Below are 16,505 nucleotides of genomic sequence, written 5' to 3'. Positions count from 1 at the left end.
ACCTCCGGCGACCCTATGCCAACTCCGGCCCGTCGAACACCGGCGCCTGACCGGCTTTCACTCTTTCGTCACCTCTCGGCCGCTCCCCGACCAGGTACGGACGGGAACCGAGTGGAGCGTCGGACACCTCTTGCACTGCGGCCGATGCCACACTCCGGCCGTCACCACCGGAACCTGGGGGAGCTCCCGTTGCCGTTCACGCTGAGTCATGCCGCTGCCGTGCTGCCCGTATTGCGCAGGAACGGGACCGCGCGCGGACCCCTGGTCGCGTCGGCTCTCGTCGCCGGCTCCTTCGCGCCCGACATGACCTATTTCGCCGCCACGGCGTTCCCCGGGGCGATGGTCTTCGGGGACGTCACCCACTCCCCCGTCGGGATCGTCACCGCCGACGTCCTGATCACCGCCGCGCTCGTGGCGCTGTGGCTGATGGTGCGTGAGCCGCTCGTGGTGCTGCTGCCCGCCCGGTGGCGCGGGCGGGTGTACGGGCTCGTCCGGGGCGGCGACTGGCGCGACCGGCACCCGGCGGTGCTCGCCGGATGGTTCGGTCTCTCCGCGATCCTCGGCGCGACGACCCATGTGGTGTGGGACTCCTTCACCCACCTCGACCGCTGGGGCACCCGGGCGGTCCCGTTCCTCGGCGATGTCGTGGCCGGGTTCCCCGTCTATCTCTACGCGCAGTACGGGGGTTCGGCACTGGCCCTGGGGCTACTGGTCTGGTTCGTCGCGCGGGCGCTGCGCTCCGCGGGCCCGGGCGTGGAGCTGCCGGCCCGGGTCCCGGTACCGGGACGGCGCGGGCGGCTGTTCGCGGTCTGCCTGATCGGCGGCTGTGTCCTCGCCGGCGTCGCGCACCGGGTGCTGCGCTGGGCCGCGTACTGGGGCTGGGACCGGATCGAGACGCCCCTGGACGTCATTCCGACGGCCTGCTTCGGGGCCGGCGCGGGGCTCGCCGTCGGGCTCGTGCTGTACGGGGCGGTGACGCGGCTGTTCCGAAGGCCGCCCACCGCGGTGCCGGATGTCCCCGCCACCCCTCTCCCGCCGGAGGAGAAGGCCGGGGATCCCCGGGCGGAGCGCTCCCGTCAGGGAGCTCGCTGATCTTCTCCGGCGGGGTGAAGCCGCGGGCGGCGACGGCACCGGAGAGTCCGCGGTGCACGACGAGGGAGATGCCCTCCAGGGTGCGGACGCCGTACCGCATGCTGGGGTTGTCGTGGCTGAGGAGGGCGATCCGGTAGTCGGTCGCCGACGCTGCGAGGGCGGCCGGGCGTGCGATGCCGATGCTGTGGACGCGCCAGGCGTGGGTGGCCCGGGGCAGCCAGCCGTTCTTGAGGTGGACCTTGACCGTGCGGGGCGCGCCCGCGGTGACACCCCAGGCCTGGTCGCGGACCACCTGGCCCATCAGGTTCAGCGCCTCGGTGCGGCGGGAGACCGCGGCGAGCAGGGCGAGCTGGTCCCGGGCGGTGGTGCGGGTGAGGCCCCAGTAGCGGTCGTGGCCGAGGATCGTGTCCTGGGCTCCGGCCTCGCGCAGGACCCTGTACAACCGGGCGCGGGAGAGCCCCTGCCACAGGGCGGTGGCGGCGGTGTTGTCGGAGCGGGTGATCATCGCCTTCATCCGCTGGGTCTCGAGCCGGGTGGGCTCCCGGCCGAGCTCCTCGGCGCGCCCGAGGACGGCCTGCAGGATGAGGACCTTCGCGATGCTGGCCGAGTCGTACGCCAGGGTGTCGCCGAGCCGGCAGCGCAGTCCGCGGCGGGTGTCGTGGACGGCGACCGAGACCGTGCCGTCGCGGCCCTTGAGGGCGGCCGCGATGTCCTGGGAGAGGCGGGCGGCGAGGGCGGGCTCGCGGGACGAGGTACAGAGTGCGGGCGCCCGGTGCGCCTCGGCCGGCCAGGCGGTGCCGGACGCCCCGAAGAGGGCGGTGAGGAGGACCCAGGCTCTCAGGCGGGAGCGGCTCGTGATCATGCGCCCAGTCTCGGGAGCGGGGCCGTGAGGCCGCCCCTCGACTGGTCCACCTGGCGCAGGTGCCCCTGCGCGCCGGGCCGGACTAGGGGTGTGGGTTCAGGCCTGGAAGTCTAGGCCCGGCAGGGGGCGCCGTCCCGTGTCCACCCGTCCCGCCCAGCGGGACGACTGCCCACAATGGGGGGGTTGGGGTGGGCGCGGCCCGCAACGGGGTGGGCGCAGGCCACCACCGGGTGGGCGGGCCCGTAGGGGCCCGCCCGTCGTCCTGCTGTCAGTGCGCGGCTGAGTCCCAGTCGTGGCCCACGCCGACGGAGACGTCCAGCGGGGCGCGCAGGTCGGCTGCCGCGGACATCTGCTCGCGGACCAGTGCCTCGACCTGCTCGCGCTCGCCGGGGGCGAGTTCGAGCACGATTTCGTCGTGGACCTGGAGGAGCATCCGGGAGGCGAGGCCCGCCTCCGTGAGCGCCCGGTCCACGTTCAGCATGGCGACCTTGACGATGTCGGCGGCCGTGCCCTGGATGGGAGCGTTGAGCGCCATCCGCTCGGCGGACTCGCGACGCTGCCGGTTGTCGCTGTTGAGGTCCGGCAGATAGCGGCGGCGGCCCAGCATCGTCTCCGTGTACCCGGTGGCGCGGGCCTCGTCGACGACCCGGCGCAGGTAGTCCCGCACCCCGCCGAAGCGCTCGAAGTAGGTGTCCATCAGTCCGCGGGCCTCGCCCGGGTCGATGTTCAGCTGCTGGGAGAGGCCGAAGGCGGAGAGGCCGTACGCCAGGCCGTACGACATGGCCTTGATCTTGCGGCGCATCTCGGCGTCGACGGCGGACCGCTCGACGCCGAAGACCTGGGAGGCGACGGTGGTGTGGAGGTCCTCGCCGGAGGTGAAGGCCTCGATGAGGCCCTCGTCCTCGGAGAGGTGCGCCATGACGCGCAACTCGATCTGGCTGTAGTCGGCGGTCATGAGGGCCTCGAAGCCCTCGCCGACGACGAAGCCGTGCCGGATGGCCCGGCCCTCGTCCGTCCGCACCGGCACGTTCTGCAGGTTGGGGTCGGTGGAGGACAGCCGGCCGGTGGCGGCGACGGTCTGGCTGAAGGTGGTGTGGATCCGGCCGTCGGCGGCGATCGTCTTGATCAGGCCCTCGACGGTGGAGCGCAGCCGCGCCTGCTCACGGTGCCGGAGCATGATCACGGGCAGGTCGTGCTCGGTCTGAGCGGCGAGCCAGGCGAGCGCGTCGGCGTCCGTGGTGTAACCGGTCTTGGTCTTCTTCGTCTTCGGCAGGTTCAGCTCGCCGAAGAAGACCTCCTGGAGCTGCTTGGGCGAGCCGAGGTTGAACTCGTGCCCGACGGAGGCGTGCGCCTCCTTCACGGCCTGCTGCACGGCGCCGGCGAACTGCTGCTCCATCGCCTCCAGATGGTCGCGGTCGGCGGCGATGCCGTGCCGCTCCAGACGGGCGAGCAGCACGGAGGTGGGCAGCTCGACCTCGTGGAGGAGTTCACGGGCGCCGACCTCGGCGAGCCGCTCGTCGAAGGCCCCGGCGAGGTCGAGGACGGCCCGCGCCTGGGTCATGAGGGCCTCGGCCTCGGCGGTGTCGTCGGCGCCGAAGGCGAGCTGCCCGTCGGCGGCGGCCGCGGGGGCCAGCTCGCGGTGGAGGTACTCCACGGAGAGCGCGTCGAGCGCGAAGGAACGCCGGCCGGGCTTGACGAGGTAGGCGGCGAGGGCGGTGTCCATGGTGACGCCCGCGATGCTCCAGCCGTGCTCGGGGAAGACCCGCATGGCGCCCTTGGCGTTGTGCATGACCTTGGGCCGGGCGGGGTCGGCGATCCACGCGGACCAGGCCCGCTCGTCGGCCTCGTCGAGCGCGCTGGGCTCGAACCAGGCGGCGGCTCCGCCGGCGGCGGCGAGGGCGATCTCGCTGACGTTCCCCGTGCCGAGGGCCCAGCTGTCGACGGTGGCGATGCCGAGGGGCTCGGTGCCGTGCTCGGCCAGCCAGGGGGCGAGCTCTCCGGAGCCGAGGACGGACCCGTCGATCTCCACGCCGGCGTCGGGGGCCGGGGCGGCTTCCTCCGCGGCGCCCGGGTCGACGGCGAGGAGCCGCTCGCGCAGCGAGGGGTTGCGGATCTCCAGGGTGTCGAGGACGAGCGCGACAGCCCCGCGGTCGTACGGCTCGCGGGCCAGGTCCGTCACGGCCTTCGGCAGCTCGACGTCCCGGACCATCTCGGTCAGGCGGCGGTTCAGCCGGACCGACTCCAGGTGGTCGCGGAAGTTCTGGCCTGCCTTGCCCTTGACCTCGTCGGCGCGCTCGACCAGCTCGGCGAAGGAGCCGAACTGGTTGATCCACTTGGCGGCGGTCTTCTCACCGACGCCGGGGATGCCCGGCAGGTTGTCGGACGGGTCGCCGCGCAGGGCGGCGAAGTCGGGGTACTGCGAGGGCGTGAGGCCGTACTTCTCCTGGACCTTCTCCGGGGTGAAGTGGGTGACCTCGGAGACGCCCTTGGTCGGGTAGATCACGGTGGTGCGGTCGGAGACCAGCTGGAAGGAGTCCCGGTCACCGGTGAAGATCCGGACGTCGAAGCCCTCGGCCTCGGCCTGGGTGGTGAGGGTCGCGATGACGTCGTCCGCCTCGAAGCCGTCGACGGCGAAGCGCGGCACGTTCATCGCGTCGAGGAGCTCGCCGATCAGCTCGACCTGCCCCTTGAACTCGTCGGGGGTCTTCGAACGGTTCGCCTTGTACTCCGGGAACTCCTCGGACCGCCAGGTCTTCCGCGACACGTCGAAGGCGACCGCGAAGTGCGTGGGCGCCTCGTCGCGGAGCGTGTTCGCCAGCATCGAGGCGAACCCGTAGATCGCGTTCGTCGGCTGCCCCGTCGCGGTGGTGAAGTTCTCCGCGGGCAGCGCGAAGAACGCCCGGTACGCGAGCGAGTGCCCGTCCATGAGGAGCAGGCGGGGGCGGGTGTCTGCGGGGTTCTTCGATGCTGTCTCGGCCACACCACGATCCTGCCACGGCCCACCGACAATCCCGTCCACAGCGGCTGAGGTGCCGGGCTGTCCGTACCGCGTGACAGGATCGGAGACGTACGCCACAGGATTACCGCTCAAGGGAGAGCGCGATGGTCAGCAAGCCGCCGGTCGGTGACCCGGTCCAGGACGCACCGCAGGTCACGCCGCCCCAGCACGCCGCGGCGGGCCTGCCCGCCGTCGGGCACACCCTGCGGATCGCCCAGGAGCAGATGGGGACGCTGCGCACCGCCCGGACCCTCCTGAAGGTCAACCAGAAGGACGGCTTCGACTGTCCCGGCTGCGCCTGGCCCGAGGCGGACAAGCGGCACGTGGCGGAGTTCTGCGAGAACGGGGCGAAGGCGGTCGCCGAGGAGGCGACGCTGCGCCGGGTGACCCCTGAGTTCTTCGCCGCGCACCCGGTGGCGGACCTGGCGACCCGCAGCGGGTACTGGCTGGGCCAGCAGGGCCGGATCACCCAGCCGATGCTCCTGGAGAAGGGGAGCGCCCCGGAGGGTGGCGAGCGGTACGAGCCGGTGACCTGGGAGCGGGCCTTCGCGATCATCGCCGAGGAGCTCCGGGCGCTCGGCTCCCCCGACGAGGCCCTCTTCTACACCTCGGGACGGACGAGCAACGAGGCGGCGTTCCTGCTCCAGCTCTTCGCCCGCGAGTTCGGCACGAACAACCTGCCCGACTGCTCCAACATGTGCCACGAGTCCTCGGGCTCGGCCCTGACGGAGACCATCGGCATCGGCAAGGGCAGCGTCTCCCTGGAGGACCTGCACCAGGCGGACCTGATCATCGTGGCCGGCCAGAACCCGGGGACGAACCACCCGCGGATGCTCTCGGCCCTGGAGAAGGCGAAGACGGCCGGCGCGAAGATCATCTCGGTCAATCCGCTGCCCGAGGCCGGCCTGGAGAAGTTCAAGAACCCGCAGACCCCGCAGGGCATGCTCAAGGGCGCCGCGCTCACCGACCTCTTCCTGCAGATCCGCATCGGCGGCGACCAGGCCCTCTTCCGGCTCCTCAACAAGCTGGTCCTCCAGACGCCCGGCGCGGTCGACGAGGAGTTCGTACGGGAGCACACCCACGGCTTCGAGGAGTTCACGGCGGCGGCGAAGGAGGCCGACTGGGACGAGACGCTCGCCGCCACCGGGCTCGACCGGGCCGCCATCGAGCGTGCCCTGGAGATGGTGCTCGCCTCGGAGCGGACCGTCGTCTGCTGGGCGATGGGCCTCACCCAGCACAAGCACTCCGTGCCGACCATCCGCGAGGTGGTCAACTTCCTGCTGCTCCGCGGAAACATCGGCCGGCCGGGCGCCGGGGTGTGCCCGGTGCGCGGCCATTCCAACGTTCAGGGCGACCGCACGATGGGCATCTTCGAGCGGCCCGCGCCCGCCTTCCTCGACGCCCTGGACAAGGAGTTCGGGATCGTCTCGCCGCGCCACCACGGCTTCGACGTGGTCCGTTCGATCCAGGCGCTGCGCGACGGCGAGGCGAAGGTGTTCTTCGCAATGGGCGGCAACTTCGTGGCGGCGACGCCCGACACGGAGGTCACCGAGGCCGCGATGCGCACCGCGCGCCTGACCGTGCACGTGTCGACGAAGCTGAACCGCTCGCACGCGGTCACGGGCACGCGCGCGTTGATCCTTCCCACCCTCGGCCGCACCGACAAGGACGTGCAGAGGAGCGGCAAGCAGTTCGTGACGGTCGAGGACTCGATGAGTCTGGTGCACGCCTCGCGCGGCAACCTGCCCCCGGCCAGTCCGCACCTGCTGTCGGAGCCGGCGATCGTGGCACGGATGGCCCGCGCGGTCCTCGGCGCCGGTTCGGCCACCCCCTGGGAGGAGTTCGAGGCGGACTACGCCACGATCCGGGACCGCATCGCGCGCGTGGTGCCCGGTTTCCAGGACTTCAACGCCCGGCTCGCGGCGAACCCGGGCGGCTTCGCGCTGCCGCACGGCCCGCGCGACGAGCGCCGCTTCCCCACCAAGACCGGCAAGGCCAACTTCACCGCGGCGCCCGTCGAGTACCCGAGGGTGCCCGAGGGGCGGCTGCTGCTGCAGACGCTGCGCTCGCACGACCAGTACAACACCACGATCTACGGCCTGGACGACCGCTACCGGGGCATCAAGGGCGGCCGCCGGGTCGTCCTGGTCCACCCCGAGGACGCGGCGGCCCTCGGCTTCGCCGACGGGGACTACGCGGATCTGGTGAGCGAGTGGACGGACGGCAGCGAGCGGCGGGCGCCCGGCTTCCGGGTGGTGCACTACCCGACGCCCCGGGGATGCGCGGCGGCCTACTACCCGGAGACCAACGTCCTCGTGCCGCTGGAGTCGACGGCGGACATCAGCAACACCCCCGCCAGCAAGTCCGTGATCGTGCGTCTGGAAGAATCCGCTTCCGCCTAAGCGTTTGCTCAGGCAGCTCAGGAAGATCAGCCGTACGAAGACGAACGGAGTCGGGCCATGGGTGAACAGCAGCACGTGAAGTTCCCGCAGGAGGTCATCGACGAGTACGCGGCGCTGGGCGTCGACCTCCCGGCACTCTTCTCCGCCGGGCACCTCGGGAACCGGATGGGCGTCCAGATCCTGGAGGCCTCGGCCGAGCGGGTCGTCGGCACGATGCCGGTGGAGGGGAACACCCAGCCGTACGGCCTGCTGCACGGCGGCGCCTCCGCGGTGCTCGCCGAGACCCTCGGGTCCATCGGCTCGATGCTGCACGGCGGGGTCTCGAAGATCGCGGTCGGCGTCGACCTGAACTGCACCCACCACCGCGGAGCGCGCAGCGGCCTGGTGACCGGCGTCGCGACCCCGGTGCACCGCGGGCGTTCCACCGCCACGTACGAGATCGTGATCACCGACGAGCAGGACAAGCGGGTCTGCACCGCCCGGCTGACCTGCATGCTGCGCGAGATCACCACCAAGGACGCGGGCGACCTGCCGGAGGCCGGACGGGCCTGACCGTCCGAGCGGGGCGGGTGACGGGCCTGACTCTCCGAGCGGGGCGGGTGACGGGCCTGACCCTCCGAGTGGGGCGGGTGACGGGCCTGAACCGTCCGAGCAGGGCGGGCGACGCCCCCCACAGGGACGGACGGCACACCACGGCGCGGCGCGGGACGGGGCGACCCTCCCGCGCCGCGCCGTTCTCCTCTCCGCTCCCTCCAACTTCCTTACCCCCGGCCCCTCTTGCCCCACGCGGCCACAGCCGCTTCACTGGCGAACCTCCCCCACAGGAGAACACCCGATCCACTCACACACCGAGGGGTTCTTCGTGACCGCCGTTCGCACCACCTACGCGCTGACCACCGTCACCGCCGCCGCCTGCGCCGCCGTCCTCGCCACCGCGATCCCGGCCTCGGCGATCAACTCGTACAACGCGGCCCCCGCCCCCGAGCGCACCGAGGTCGGCGCGCTCGTCGCGACCTGGGACAACGACGGCGACCCCGCCACACCGGACCGCGTCGACTGGGTCTGCTCCGGCACCATGATCGACGCGAACACCTTCCTCACGGCCGCGCACTGCACGACGGACTGGCCGGACAACGTCCGCTTCCACGTCTCGCTCGACCAGGACGTGCAGGCCGGGCTGGACAGGGCCGCCGCCGCCCACCCGGGCGACCCGGCCGCCCAGGCCCGCAGCGTGGCGGTCGAGGGCACCGCCCACAACCACCCCGCCTACCCCGGCCCCGCCTCCGACACCCACGACATCTCGGTGATCGAAGTGCCCGCCTCCGCCATGAAGGCCCGCTGGTCCTTCACCCCGGCGACCCTCCCCCGGGCCGGCGCCCTCGACGCGCTCGGCGCACAGGGCCTGAACACCACCCCCTTCCTGGTCGCCGGCTACGGCACCGAGGAGTCCAAGCGCGGCCCCGGCGGACACACCCACCCCGGCGGCGGCGTCCGCATGAAGGCACCGGTCTCCTTCGACGCGCTGAACCCCGCCTGGATCCGGCTCGCCATGACCGCGCCCCAGGGGAACGGCGGCGCCTGCTACGGCGATTCGGGCGGCCCCAACTTCGCCACGCTGAACGGCACGTTCACCCTCGTGGCCACCACGATCACCGGCGATTCGCCGTGCTACGCCACCAATGTGACGTACCGCCTGGACAGTCCCGGTGCACGCGCCTTCCTGAAGCCGTACGTGCAGCTCCCCTGACGTCGGCCGTCACCCTGAGTGACGTTCGCGCGGGTGGGGGAGGGCGGGAGCGGACGGTGGCCGGCGAGGCGTTCCGTCCGCTGAGGTTTCTGCCACTGTCCGATATCCGGAGAGTCGGCCGACGCCCCCGACAGGAGCAAGATTCACTCAAGCCCCTTAGCGGAACTGCACGTTCTCACTATGTGAACACTGCATTACAGACCGCTATGCCCCGGTTTTCCCACCCGTCGAACACACTCTTTCCCCGTCGGCATAACAAGACAGTCACATCCTTCCCTCGGCGCTCCCCGACCCTCCCCACCTGCGCTTAGAGTCACCGCCAGTCACCGCGCCGCCGGGCGCGTCCTACTGCACGGCCCTGTACCAACCCAGTACGGCCCGGCGTTCCAAAAACGGCACCCCTCGCATTGCAGCTTCACGGCACCGCCTCATCCGAGGGGGCCGCGCCAGGGAAAGGACCCTTCGTGCGAAACCGTTCGATGCTCATACTCACCACCGCGGTCACCGCGGGAGCACTCACCCTCACCGCCTGTGGTTCGCGCGACGACAAGGACGGCGCGGCCAAGGACGGTGACACCGGCAACGTCACCGTGACCATCGGCCTCGACGCCCCCCTCACGGGCGAGCTGTCGGCCCTCGGCCTCGGCATCAAGAACTCGGCCGACCTGGCGGTCAAGACGGCCAACAAGAAGGAATACGTCAAGGGCGTGACCTTCAAGCTGGAGTCCCTGGACGACCAGGCCCAGCCCTCCGCCGGCCAGCAGAACGCCACCAAGTTCGTCGCCGACAAGACCGTCCTCGGCGTCGTCGGCCCGCTGAACTCCGGCGTCGCCGAGGCCATGCAGAAGGTCTTCGACGACGCGAAGCTGGCCCAGGTCTCCCCGGCCAACACCAACCCGGCCCTGAGCCAGGGCGTCAACTGGGCCTCCGGCGACAAGAAGCGCGGCTACAAGTCGTACTTCCGCACCGCCACCACGGACGCCATCCAGGGCCCCTTCGCGGCCCAGTACGTCTTCAACGAGGCCAAGAAGACCAAGGCCTTCATCATCGACGACAAGAAGACCTACGGCGCCGGCCTCGCGGGCACCTTCAAGGGCGAGTTCGAGAAGCTCGGCGGCAAGGTCCTCGGCACCGAGCACATCAACCCCGACACCAAGGACTTCTCCGCGGTCGCGACCAAGGTGAAGAGCTCCGGCGCCGACGTCGTCTACTACGGTGGCGAGTACCCGGCCGCCGGCCCGCTGGCCAAGCAGATCAAGGAAGCCGGCGCGAAGGTCGTCGTCGTCGGCGGCGACGCGCTCTTCAGCCCCGAGTACGTGAAGCTCGCGGGCGCCACCGCGGCCGAGGGCGACTTCGCCACCTCCGTCGGCGCGCCGATCGAGTCCCTCGCCTCGGCCAAGGACTTCCTGGCCGACTACAAGACCGGTGGCTACAAGGAGGCCTACGAGGCCTACGGCGGCTACTCGTACGACTCGACCTGGGCCATCATCGAGGCCGTCAAGAAGGTCGTCGACGGCAACGGCGGCAAGCTCCCGGACGACGCCCGCGCCAAGGTCGTCGAGGCCGTCCAGGGTGTCTCCTTCGAGGGCGTCAGCGGCAAGGTCTCCTTCGACGAGTTCGGTGACACCACCAACAAGCAGCTGACCGTCTACAAGGTCGAGGGCGGCGCGTTCAAGCCGGTCAAGTCCGGCACCTTCGGCGGCTGATCCCCACCTCACCACTCACGCACCACCTTCACCGCGCGGGGGGCCGCACCTGGCTCCCCGCGCGGTGTCACATCCGTCGAAAGTCTCGGAGGACAATGCGGTGAACGAACTGCCGCAGCAGCTGGTCAACGGCCTGCTACTGGGATCCATGTACGGGCTCGTCGCCGTCGGCTACACGATGGTCTACGGCATCGTCCAGCTCATCAACTTCGCCCACGGCGAGATCTTCATGACCGGTGGCTTCGGAGCCCTCACGGTCTGGCTCATCCTGCCCGGCGGCACCACCATGTGGGTCGCACTGCCGCTCATGATCATCGGTGCCGTGCTCGTCGCGACCACCATAGCCATCGGGGCGGAACGGTTCGCCTACCGTCCGCTCCGCGGCGGCCCCCGCCTCGCCCCGCTCATCACGGCCATCGGTCTCTCGCTCGCCCTGCAGTACGCCGTATGGGTCTGGTACCCGGAGGCCAAGTCCGCCCGGACCTTCCCGCAGATCCCCGGCGGCTCCATCGAACTCGGCCCGATCACCATCCAGACCGGCGACGTCTTCCTCCTCATCGCCGCCCCCATCTGCATGGCCTTCCTCGCCTTCTTCGTCATGCGCACCCGCACCGGCCGCGGCATGCAGGCCACCGCGCAGGACCCGGACACCGCCAAGCTCATGGGCGTCAACACCGACCGGATCATCGTCATCGCGTTCGCCCTCGGCGCCGCCATGGCCGCCGTCGGAGCCGTCGCCTACGGCCTCAAGTACGGCGTCGTCGACTACAAGATGGGCTTCCTCCTCGGCCTCAAGGCCTTCACGGCCGCGGTCCTCGGCGGAATCGGCAACATCTACGGAGCCATGCTCGGCGGAGTCGTCCTCGGTGTCGCCGAGACCATGGCGACGGCGTACATCAGCCACATCCCCGGTATGGAGCAGCTCGGCGGCCAGTCCTGGGCCGACGTCTGGGCCTTCGTACTCCTCATCGTCGTACTCCTCGCCCGGCCACAAGGCCTCCTCGGCGAGCGCGTCGCGGACAGGGCGTGAGCACCATGACCACCATCTCCGAGAACCCCAAGGCGTCCGCGGCTCCCGAGCCCGCCGCCGAGGCGACCGGCCTCATCGGCTTCATCCCGGCCACGGCAGCCCGCGCCCTCACCCTGGGCGGCGGCGTCCTCACCGTCGTCAGCTGCTTCCTCGCCTGGACCTGGACCCCCCGCTTCCCCGGCGACCTCACGTACTACGGCTCCCCCGCCGGCCTCCAGATGCAGGTCCTGGTCACCGGCGTACTCACCGCCCTCTTCGCCCTCTCCTCGTACGGCGTCAGGGGCACCCGCTGGCTGACCCCGGCCGGCGGCGACGCGGCCCTCAAGCTCGCCGCCCTCGCCAACTTCGCCATCACCTGGTTCACCGTCGGCGCCATCAGCATCCAGCTCGGCGGCCCCGTCAACCTGGAGCCCGGCGGCGCGGTCGTCGCACTCGCCAGCCTCCTCGCCCTCCTCGGCGCCCTCGCCCTCCCCTTCGAGCGGCCGAAGGTCCTCCCCGTGGACCCCGAGGACACCTCCTGGGACCAGTTCAAGCACCGCGCCGGCAACGGCTGGGCCTCCTTCAGGGCCGCCTTCGCCACCACCGGCACCGCACGCCGGCTCCCGACGATGCACTCCTCCGTCGAGATCCTGATCATCGCCGGCGTCCTCGCCATCGCCCTCGGCGTCTTCACCTACGGTGTCGGCACCGAGTACGACGAGCTGTTCCTCGGCTTCCTGATCACAGCCGGCCTCGGCTTCGCCGCCGTCAGCAAGTCGGGCCTCGTCGCACAGGCCACGCAGCTCACCAGCAAGCACCAGAACCTCTCCATCGCGGGCGCGTTCACCGCCGCGGCGCTCTTCCCCTTCACCCAGACCGACGACCAGTACGCGACGCTCGGCGTCTACATCCTGATCTTCGCCACGGTCGCCCTGGGCCTGAACATCGTCGTCGGCCTCGCCGGTCTCCTCGACCTCGGATACGTCGCCTTCCTCGGCGTCGGCGCCTACGCGGCCGCCCTCGTCTCGGGCGCCCCGAGCTCCCCCTTCGGCGTCCACTTCCCCTTCTGGGCCGCCATCCTGGTCGGCGCCGGAGCCTCCCTGGTCTTCGGCGTCCTCATCGGCGCCCCGACCCTGCGACTGCGCGGCGACTACCTCGCCATCGTGACGCTCGGCTTCGGTGAGATCTTCCGCATCGCGGTGATGAACACCGACGGCACCTCCGGCCCCGACATCACCAACGGCTCCAACGGCATCTCGTCCATCCCGAACCTCAACATCCTCGGATTCGACTTCGGCGCCGCGCACTCCATCGCCGGCTTCACCATCGGACGCTTCGCCAACTACTTCTTCCTGATGCTGCTGATCATGGCGGTCGTCGTACTCGTCTTCCGACGCAGCGGCGACTCCCGCATCGGCCGCGCCTGGGTCGCCATCCGCGAGGACGAGACCGCCGCACTCGCCATGGGCATCAACGGCTTCCGCGTCAAGCTCATCGCCTTCGCCCTCGGCGCCGGCCTCGCCGGCCTCGCCGGCACCGTGCAGGCCCACGTCACCTACACCGTGACCCCCGAGCAGTACCTCTTCGCCGGCCCCATCCCGCCCAACTCCGCCTTCCTGCTCGCGGCCGTCGTCCTCGGCGGCATGGGCACCATGAGCGGCCCCCTGGTCGGCGCGTCCCTCCTCTTCCTCATCCCGAACAAGCTCCAGTTCATGGGCGAGTACCAGCTCTTCGCCTTCGGCGTCGCACTGATCCTCCTCATGCGCTTCCGCCCGGAAGGCATCATCGCCAACCGGCGCAACCAGCTGGAGTTCCACGAGAAGGACGAGACGCCCGCCACGCTCGCCAAGGCAGGTGCCTGAACCATGACGACCACCACGAAGACCGCCGGCGCCACCACCGCGCCCACCGGCGAGACCGTCCTCGACGCACGCGGGGTCACCATGCGCTTCGGCGGCCTCACCGCCGTCCGCGACGTGAACCTCACCGTCAACAGCGGCGAGATCGTCGGCCTCATCGGCCCCAACGGCGCCGGCAAGACCACCTTCTTCAACTGCCTCACCGGCCTCTACGTCCCCACCGAGGGTGAAGTCCGGTACAAGGGCACGGTCCTGCCGCCCACGTCCTACAAGGTCACCGACGCCGGCATCGCCCGCACCTTCCAGAACATCCGTCTCTTCCACAACATGACGGTCCTGGAAAACGTCCTCGTCGGACGCCACACCCGCATGAAGCAGGGCCTCTGGTCCGCGCTGCTCCGCCTCCCCTCCTTCAAGAAGGCCGAAGCGGAGGCCTCCAAGCGGGCCATGGAACTCCTGGAGTTCATCGGCCTCCAGGACAAGGCCCAGCACCTCGCCAAGAACCTCCCGTACGGAGAGCAGCGCAAGCTCGAGATCGCCCGCGCCCTCGCGAGCGACCCCGGCCTGATCCTGCTCGACGAGCCCACCGCCGGCATGAACCCGCAGGAGACGCGGGCCGCCGAGGAACTCATCTTCGCCATCCGGGACATGGGCATCGCCGTCCTCGTCATCGAGCACGACATGCGGTTCATCTTCAACCTCTGCGACCGCGTCGCCGTCCTCGTCCAGGGCCAGAAGCTCATCGAGGGCGACAGCCAGACCGTCCAGAGCGACGAGCGCGTCATCGCCGCCTACCTGGGCGAGCCGGTCGAGGCGGACGCGCCGTCCGCGGAGGCCACGCCCGCGGAGGCCACGCCCGCGGAGGCCACGCCTGCGACGGACGCGGCGCCTGCGACGGACGCCCCGGAGGCCGAAGAGACCGACGAGGCCGACGAGGCCCCGGAGCCCGCCGAGGACCCGGAGACCGACGAGGCCCCCGCCTCCGACGAGACCCCGGCCGACGAGGCCCCGGCCTCCGACGAGACCCCCGCCTCGGAGGACACCCCGCACGACCCTGCTTCGGGCAAGGAGAACGACGCATGACCGCAATGCTCGAAGTCGAGGACCTGCGCGTCGCCTACGGAAAGATCGAGGCCGTCAAGGGCATCTCCTTCTCCGTCGACGCCGGTGAGGTCGTCACCCTCATCGGCACCAACGGCGCCGGAAAGACCACCACCCTGCGGACCCTCTCCGGGCTCCTCAAGCCGGTCGGCGGCCAGATCAAGTTCGAGGGCAAGTCCCTCCGCAAGATCCCCGCCCACAAGATCGTCTCCCTCGGCCTCGCCCACTCCCCCGAGGGCCGGCACATCTTCCCCCGGATGACCATCGAGGAGAACCTCCTCCTCGGCGCCTTCCTCCGCAAGGACACCGCCGGCATCGCCAAGGACGTCCAGCGCGCCTACGACCTCTTCCCCATCCTGGGCGAACGTCGCAAGCAGGCCGCCGGCACCCTCTCCGGCGGCGAGCAGCAGATGCTCGCCATGGGCCGCGCCCTGATGTCCCAGCCCAAGCTGCTCATGCTCGACGAGCCCTCCATGGGCCTCTCCCCGATCATGATGCAGAAGATCATGGCGACCATCGCCGAGCTCAAGGCCCAGGGCACCACCATCCTGCTCGTCGAGCAGAACGCCCAGGCCGCGCTCGCCCTGGCGGACCACGGTCACGTCATGGAGATCGGCAAGGTCGTCCTCTCCGGCACCGGGCAGAACCTGCTCCACGACGAGTCCGTCCGCAAGGCGTACCTCGGCGAGGACTGAGCAGCAGCACCACGAACCGAAGGCCCGCCCCACAGTGCCGTGGGGCGGGCCTTCTTCTGTACGGATGTACGGAGTACGGGTACGGGCTACTGCCCCTTCGCCGCCTTCTTCTCCTCGGCGTCCTCGATGACCGCCTCGGCGACCTGCTGCATCGACATACGACGGTCCATCGACGTCTTCTGGATCCAACGGAACGCGGCCGGCTCCGTCAGCCCGTACTGCGTCTGCAGGATCGACTTCGCCCGGTCCACCAGCTTGCGGGTCTCCAGACGCTGCGAGAGGTCCGCGACCTCCTGCTCCAGGGCACGCAGCTCGGAGAAGCGGGACACCGCCATCTCGATGGCCGGCACCACGTCGCTCTTGCTGAACGGCTTCACCAGGTACGCCATGGCACCGGCGTCCCTGGCCCGCTCGACGAGCTCGCGCTGCGAGAAGGCGGTGAGCATGAGGACCGGGGCGATGGACTCGCCGGCGATCTTCTCGGCCGCCGAGATGCCGTCCAGGATGGGCATCTTCACATCGAGGATGACGAGGTCGGGGCGGTGCTCACGGGCGAGCTCGACGGCGGTCTGGCCGTCTCCGGCCTCGCCGACGACCGTGTAGCCCTCTTCCTCCAGCATCTCTTTGAGGTCGAGGCGGATGAGGGCCTCGTCCTCGGCGATGACGACACGGGTCGTCAGCGGCGGGACGTGCGACGTGTCGGCGGCGTCGTCGGCGGGCTGGGGCGACTCGGGGGCGGTCACGGGGGCTCCTCGTTCAAGGCCTCTTCCAGGCGGATACAGCTCACCAAGAGCCTACCTAGCTGCGGTATGGTGGACGCGCAGAGGGTCAGGGGAAACCTTTGATTCCGCGGGCCCCGGTAGCCCAATTGGCAGCAGGCAGTGGATTCAAAACCCACACAGTGTCGGTTCGAGTCCGACCCGGGGCACTTTTCCTTCGATTCGAAGGTCGACGAGCGGCCAGTGATCGTCACTCACACGCGTGAACCCTGTCGATCCACCCGCAGCCACACGCGCGCATCAGCAACCCTCGAC

Annotated in this window: 11 protein-coding genes, 1 tRNA gene and 1 pseudogene; 10 read left to right on the top strand and 3 right to left on the bottom strand. The window is 70.5% G+C overall.

Annotation, left to right across the window (positions count from 1 at the left end; all coding sequences use genetic code 11):
• Positions 1-189: 189 nt before the first annotated feature.
• On the top strand, positions 190-1,092 hold the full coding sequence (locus tag IO20_RS38215; RefSeq protein ID WP_030547184.1) for a DUF4184 family protein: 903 nt from the start codon (positions 190-192) through the stop codon (positions 1,090-1,092).
• A gap of 211 nt (positions 1,093-1,303) precedes the next feature.
• Here IO20_RS38215 and IO20_RS41135 read toward each other — a convergent pair.
• Both IO20_RS41135 and polA read right to left on the bottom strand, forming a co-directional pair.
• Positions 1,304-1,597, bottom strand: a pseudogene (locus tag IO20_RS41135) (serine hydrolase); the annotation flags it as partial.
• Positions 1,598-2,222: 625 nt separating this feature from the next.
• Positions 2,223-4,934, bottom strand: a complete 2,712-nt coding sequence (polA, locus tag IO20_RS0102270; RefSeq protein WP_030547189.1) for a DNA polymerase I — start codon at positions 4,932-4,934, stop codon at positions 2,223-2,225.
• Between the two features lie 122 nt (positions 4,935-5,056).
• Between polA and IO20_RS0102265 the strand changes: the two genes are divergently transcribed.
• The 8 genes from IO20_RS0102265 (at position 5,057) to IO20_RS0102230 (ending at position 15,471) form a co-directional block, all read left to right on the top strand.
• On the top strand, positions 5,057-7,354 hold the full coding sequence (locus tag IO20_RS0102265; protein ID WP_030547191.1) for an FdhF/YdeP family oxidoreductase: 2,298 nt from the start codon (positions 5,057-5,059) through the stop codon (positions 7,352-7,354).
• Between the two features lie 57 nt (positions 7,355-7,411).
• Positions 7,412-7,906, top strand: a complete 495-nt coding sequence (locus IO20_RS0102260; protein ID WP_030547192.1) for a PaaI family thioesterase — start codon at positions 7,412-7,414, stop codon at positions 7,904-7,906.
• A 310-nt stretch (positions 7,907-8,216) separates the two neighbouring features.
• On the top strand, positions 8,217-9,101 hold the full coding sequence (locus IO20_RS0102255) for a trypsin-like serine protease (RefSeq protein WP_051874308.1): 885 nt from the start codon (positions 8,217-8,219) through the stop codon (positions 9,099-9,101).
• Between the two features lie 479 nt (positions 9,102-9,580).
• Complete coding sequence (locus tag IO20_RS0102250) at positions 9,581-10,807, top strand: branched-chain amino acid ABC transporter substrate-binding protein (RefSeq protein WP_106978528.1); 1,227 nt, start codon at positions 9,581-9,583, stop codon at positions 10,805-10,807.
• A gap of 100 nt (positions 10,808-10,907) precedes the next feature.
• Positions 10,908-11,837: a branched-chain amino acid ABC transporter permease gene (locus tag IO20_RS0102245; protein ID WP_030547195.1), complete on the top strand. Its 930-nt coding sequence runs from the start codon at positions 10,908-10,910 to the stop codon at positions 11,835-11,837.
• A gap of 5 nt (positions 11,838-11,842) precedes the next feature.
• Complete coding sequence (locus IO20_RS0102240) at positions 11,843-13,678, top strand: branched-chain amino acid ABC transporter permease (protein WP_106978535.1); 1,836 nt, start codon at positions 11,843-11,845, stop codon at positions 13,676-13,678.
• Between the two features lie 3 nt (positions 13,679-13,681).
• On the top strand, positions 13,682-14,758 hold the full coding sequence (locus IO20_RS0102235) for an ABC transporter ATP-binding protein (protein ID WP_030547197.1): 1,077 nt from the start codon (positions 13,682-13,684) through the stop codon (positions 14,756-14,758).
• Positions 14,755-15,471 carry an ABC transporter ATP-binding protein gene (locus IO20_RS0102230; RefSeq protein ID WP_030206170.1) on the top strand — a complete coding sequence of 239 codons (717 nt, stop codon included), beginning with the start codon at positions 14,755-14,757 and terminating at the stop codon, positions 15,469-15,471. The genes IO20_RS0102235 and IO20_RS0102230 overlap by 4 nt, the downstream gene beginning before the upstream one ends.
• A gap of 86 nt (positions 15,472-15,557) precedes the next feature.
• On the opposite strand, the gene IO20_RS0102225 is transcribed toward IO20_RS0102230, so the two are convergent.
• Positions 15,558-16,214 carry an ANTAR domain-containing response regulator gene (locus IO20_RS0102225; protein ID WP_030547198.1) on the bottom strand — a complete coding sequence of 219 codons (657 nt, stop codon included), beginning with the start codon at positions 16,212-16,214 and terminating at the stop codon, positions 15,558-15,560.
• A 110-nt stretch (positions 16,215-16,324) separates the two neighbouring features.
• Between IO20_RS0102225 and IO20_RS0102220 the strand changes: the two genes are divergently transcribed.
• Positions 16,325-16,399 (top strand) — tRNA-Leu (locus IO20_RS0102220).
• Positions 16,400-16,505 lie beyond the last annotated feature (106 nt).

It is taken from the genome of Streptomyces exfoliatus, assembly GCF_000725545.1.
In the GTDB taxonomy this organism is placed as follows: domain Bacteria; phylum Actinomycetota; class Actinomycetes; order Streptomycetales; family Streptomycetaceae; genus Streptomyces; species Streptomyces exfoliatus.
Note: the sequence above shows the minus strand (reverse complement) of the source record. Positions and strands in the feature narration are given on the sequence as shown.

Bases quoted from the DNA above. Each gene is read 5' to 3' on its own strand.
- IO20_RS0102265 (WP_030547191.1), top strand. From the start codon at position 5,057: ATGGTCAGCAAGCCGCCGGTCGGTGACCCGGTCCAGGACGCACCGCAG.
- IO20_RS0102260 (WP_030547192.1), top strand. From the start codon at position 7,412: ATGGGTGAACAGCAGCACGTGAAGTTCCCGCAGGAGGTCATCGACGAG.
- IO20_RS0102250 (WP_106978528.1), top strand. From the start codon at position 9,581: ATGCTCATACTCACCACCGCGGTCACCGCGGGAGCACTCACCCTCACC.
- IO20_RS0102240 (WP_106978535.1), top strand. From the start codon at position 11,843: ATGACCACCATCTCCGAGAACCCCAAGGCGTCCGCGGCTCCCGAGCCC.
- IO20_RS0102235 (WP_030547197.1), top strand. From the start codon at position 13,682: ATGACGACCACCACGAAGACCGCCGGCGCCACCACCGCGCCCACCGGC.
- IO20_RS0102230 (WP_030206170.1), top strand. From the start codon at position 14,755: ATGACCGCAATGCTCGAAGTCGAGGACCTGCGCGTCGCCTACGGAAAG.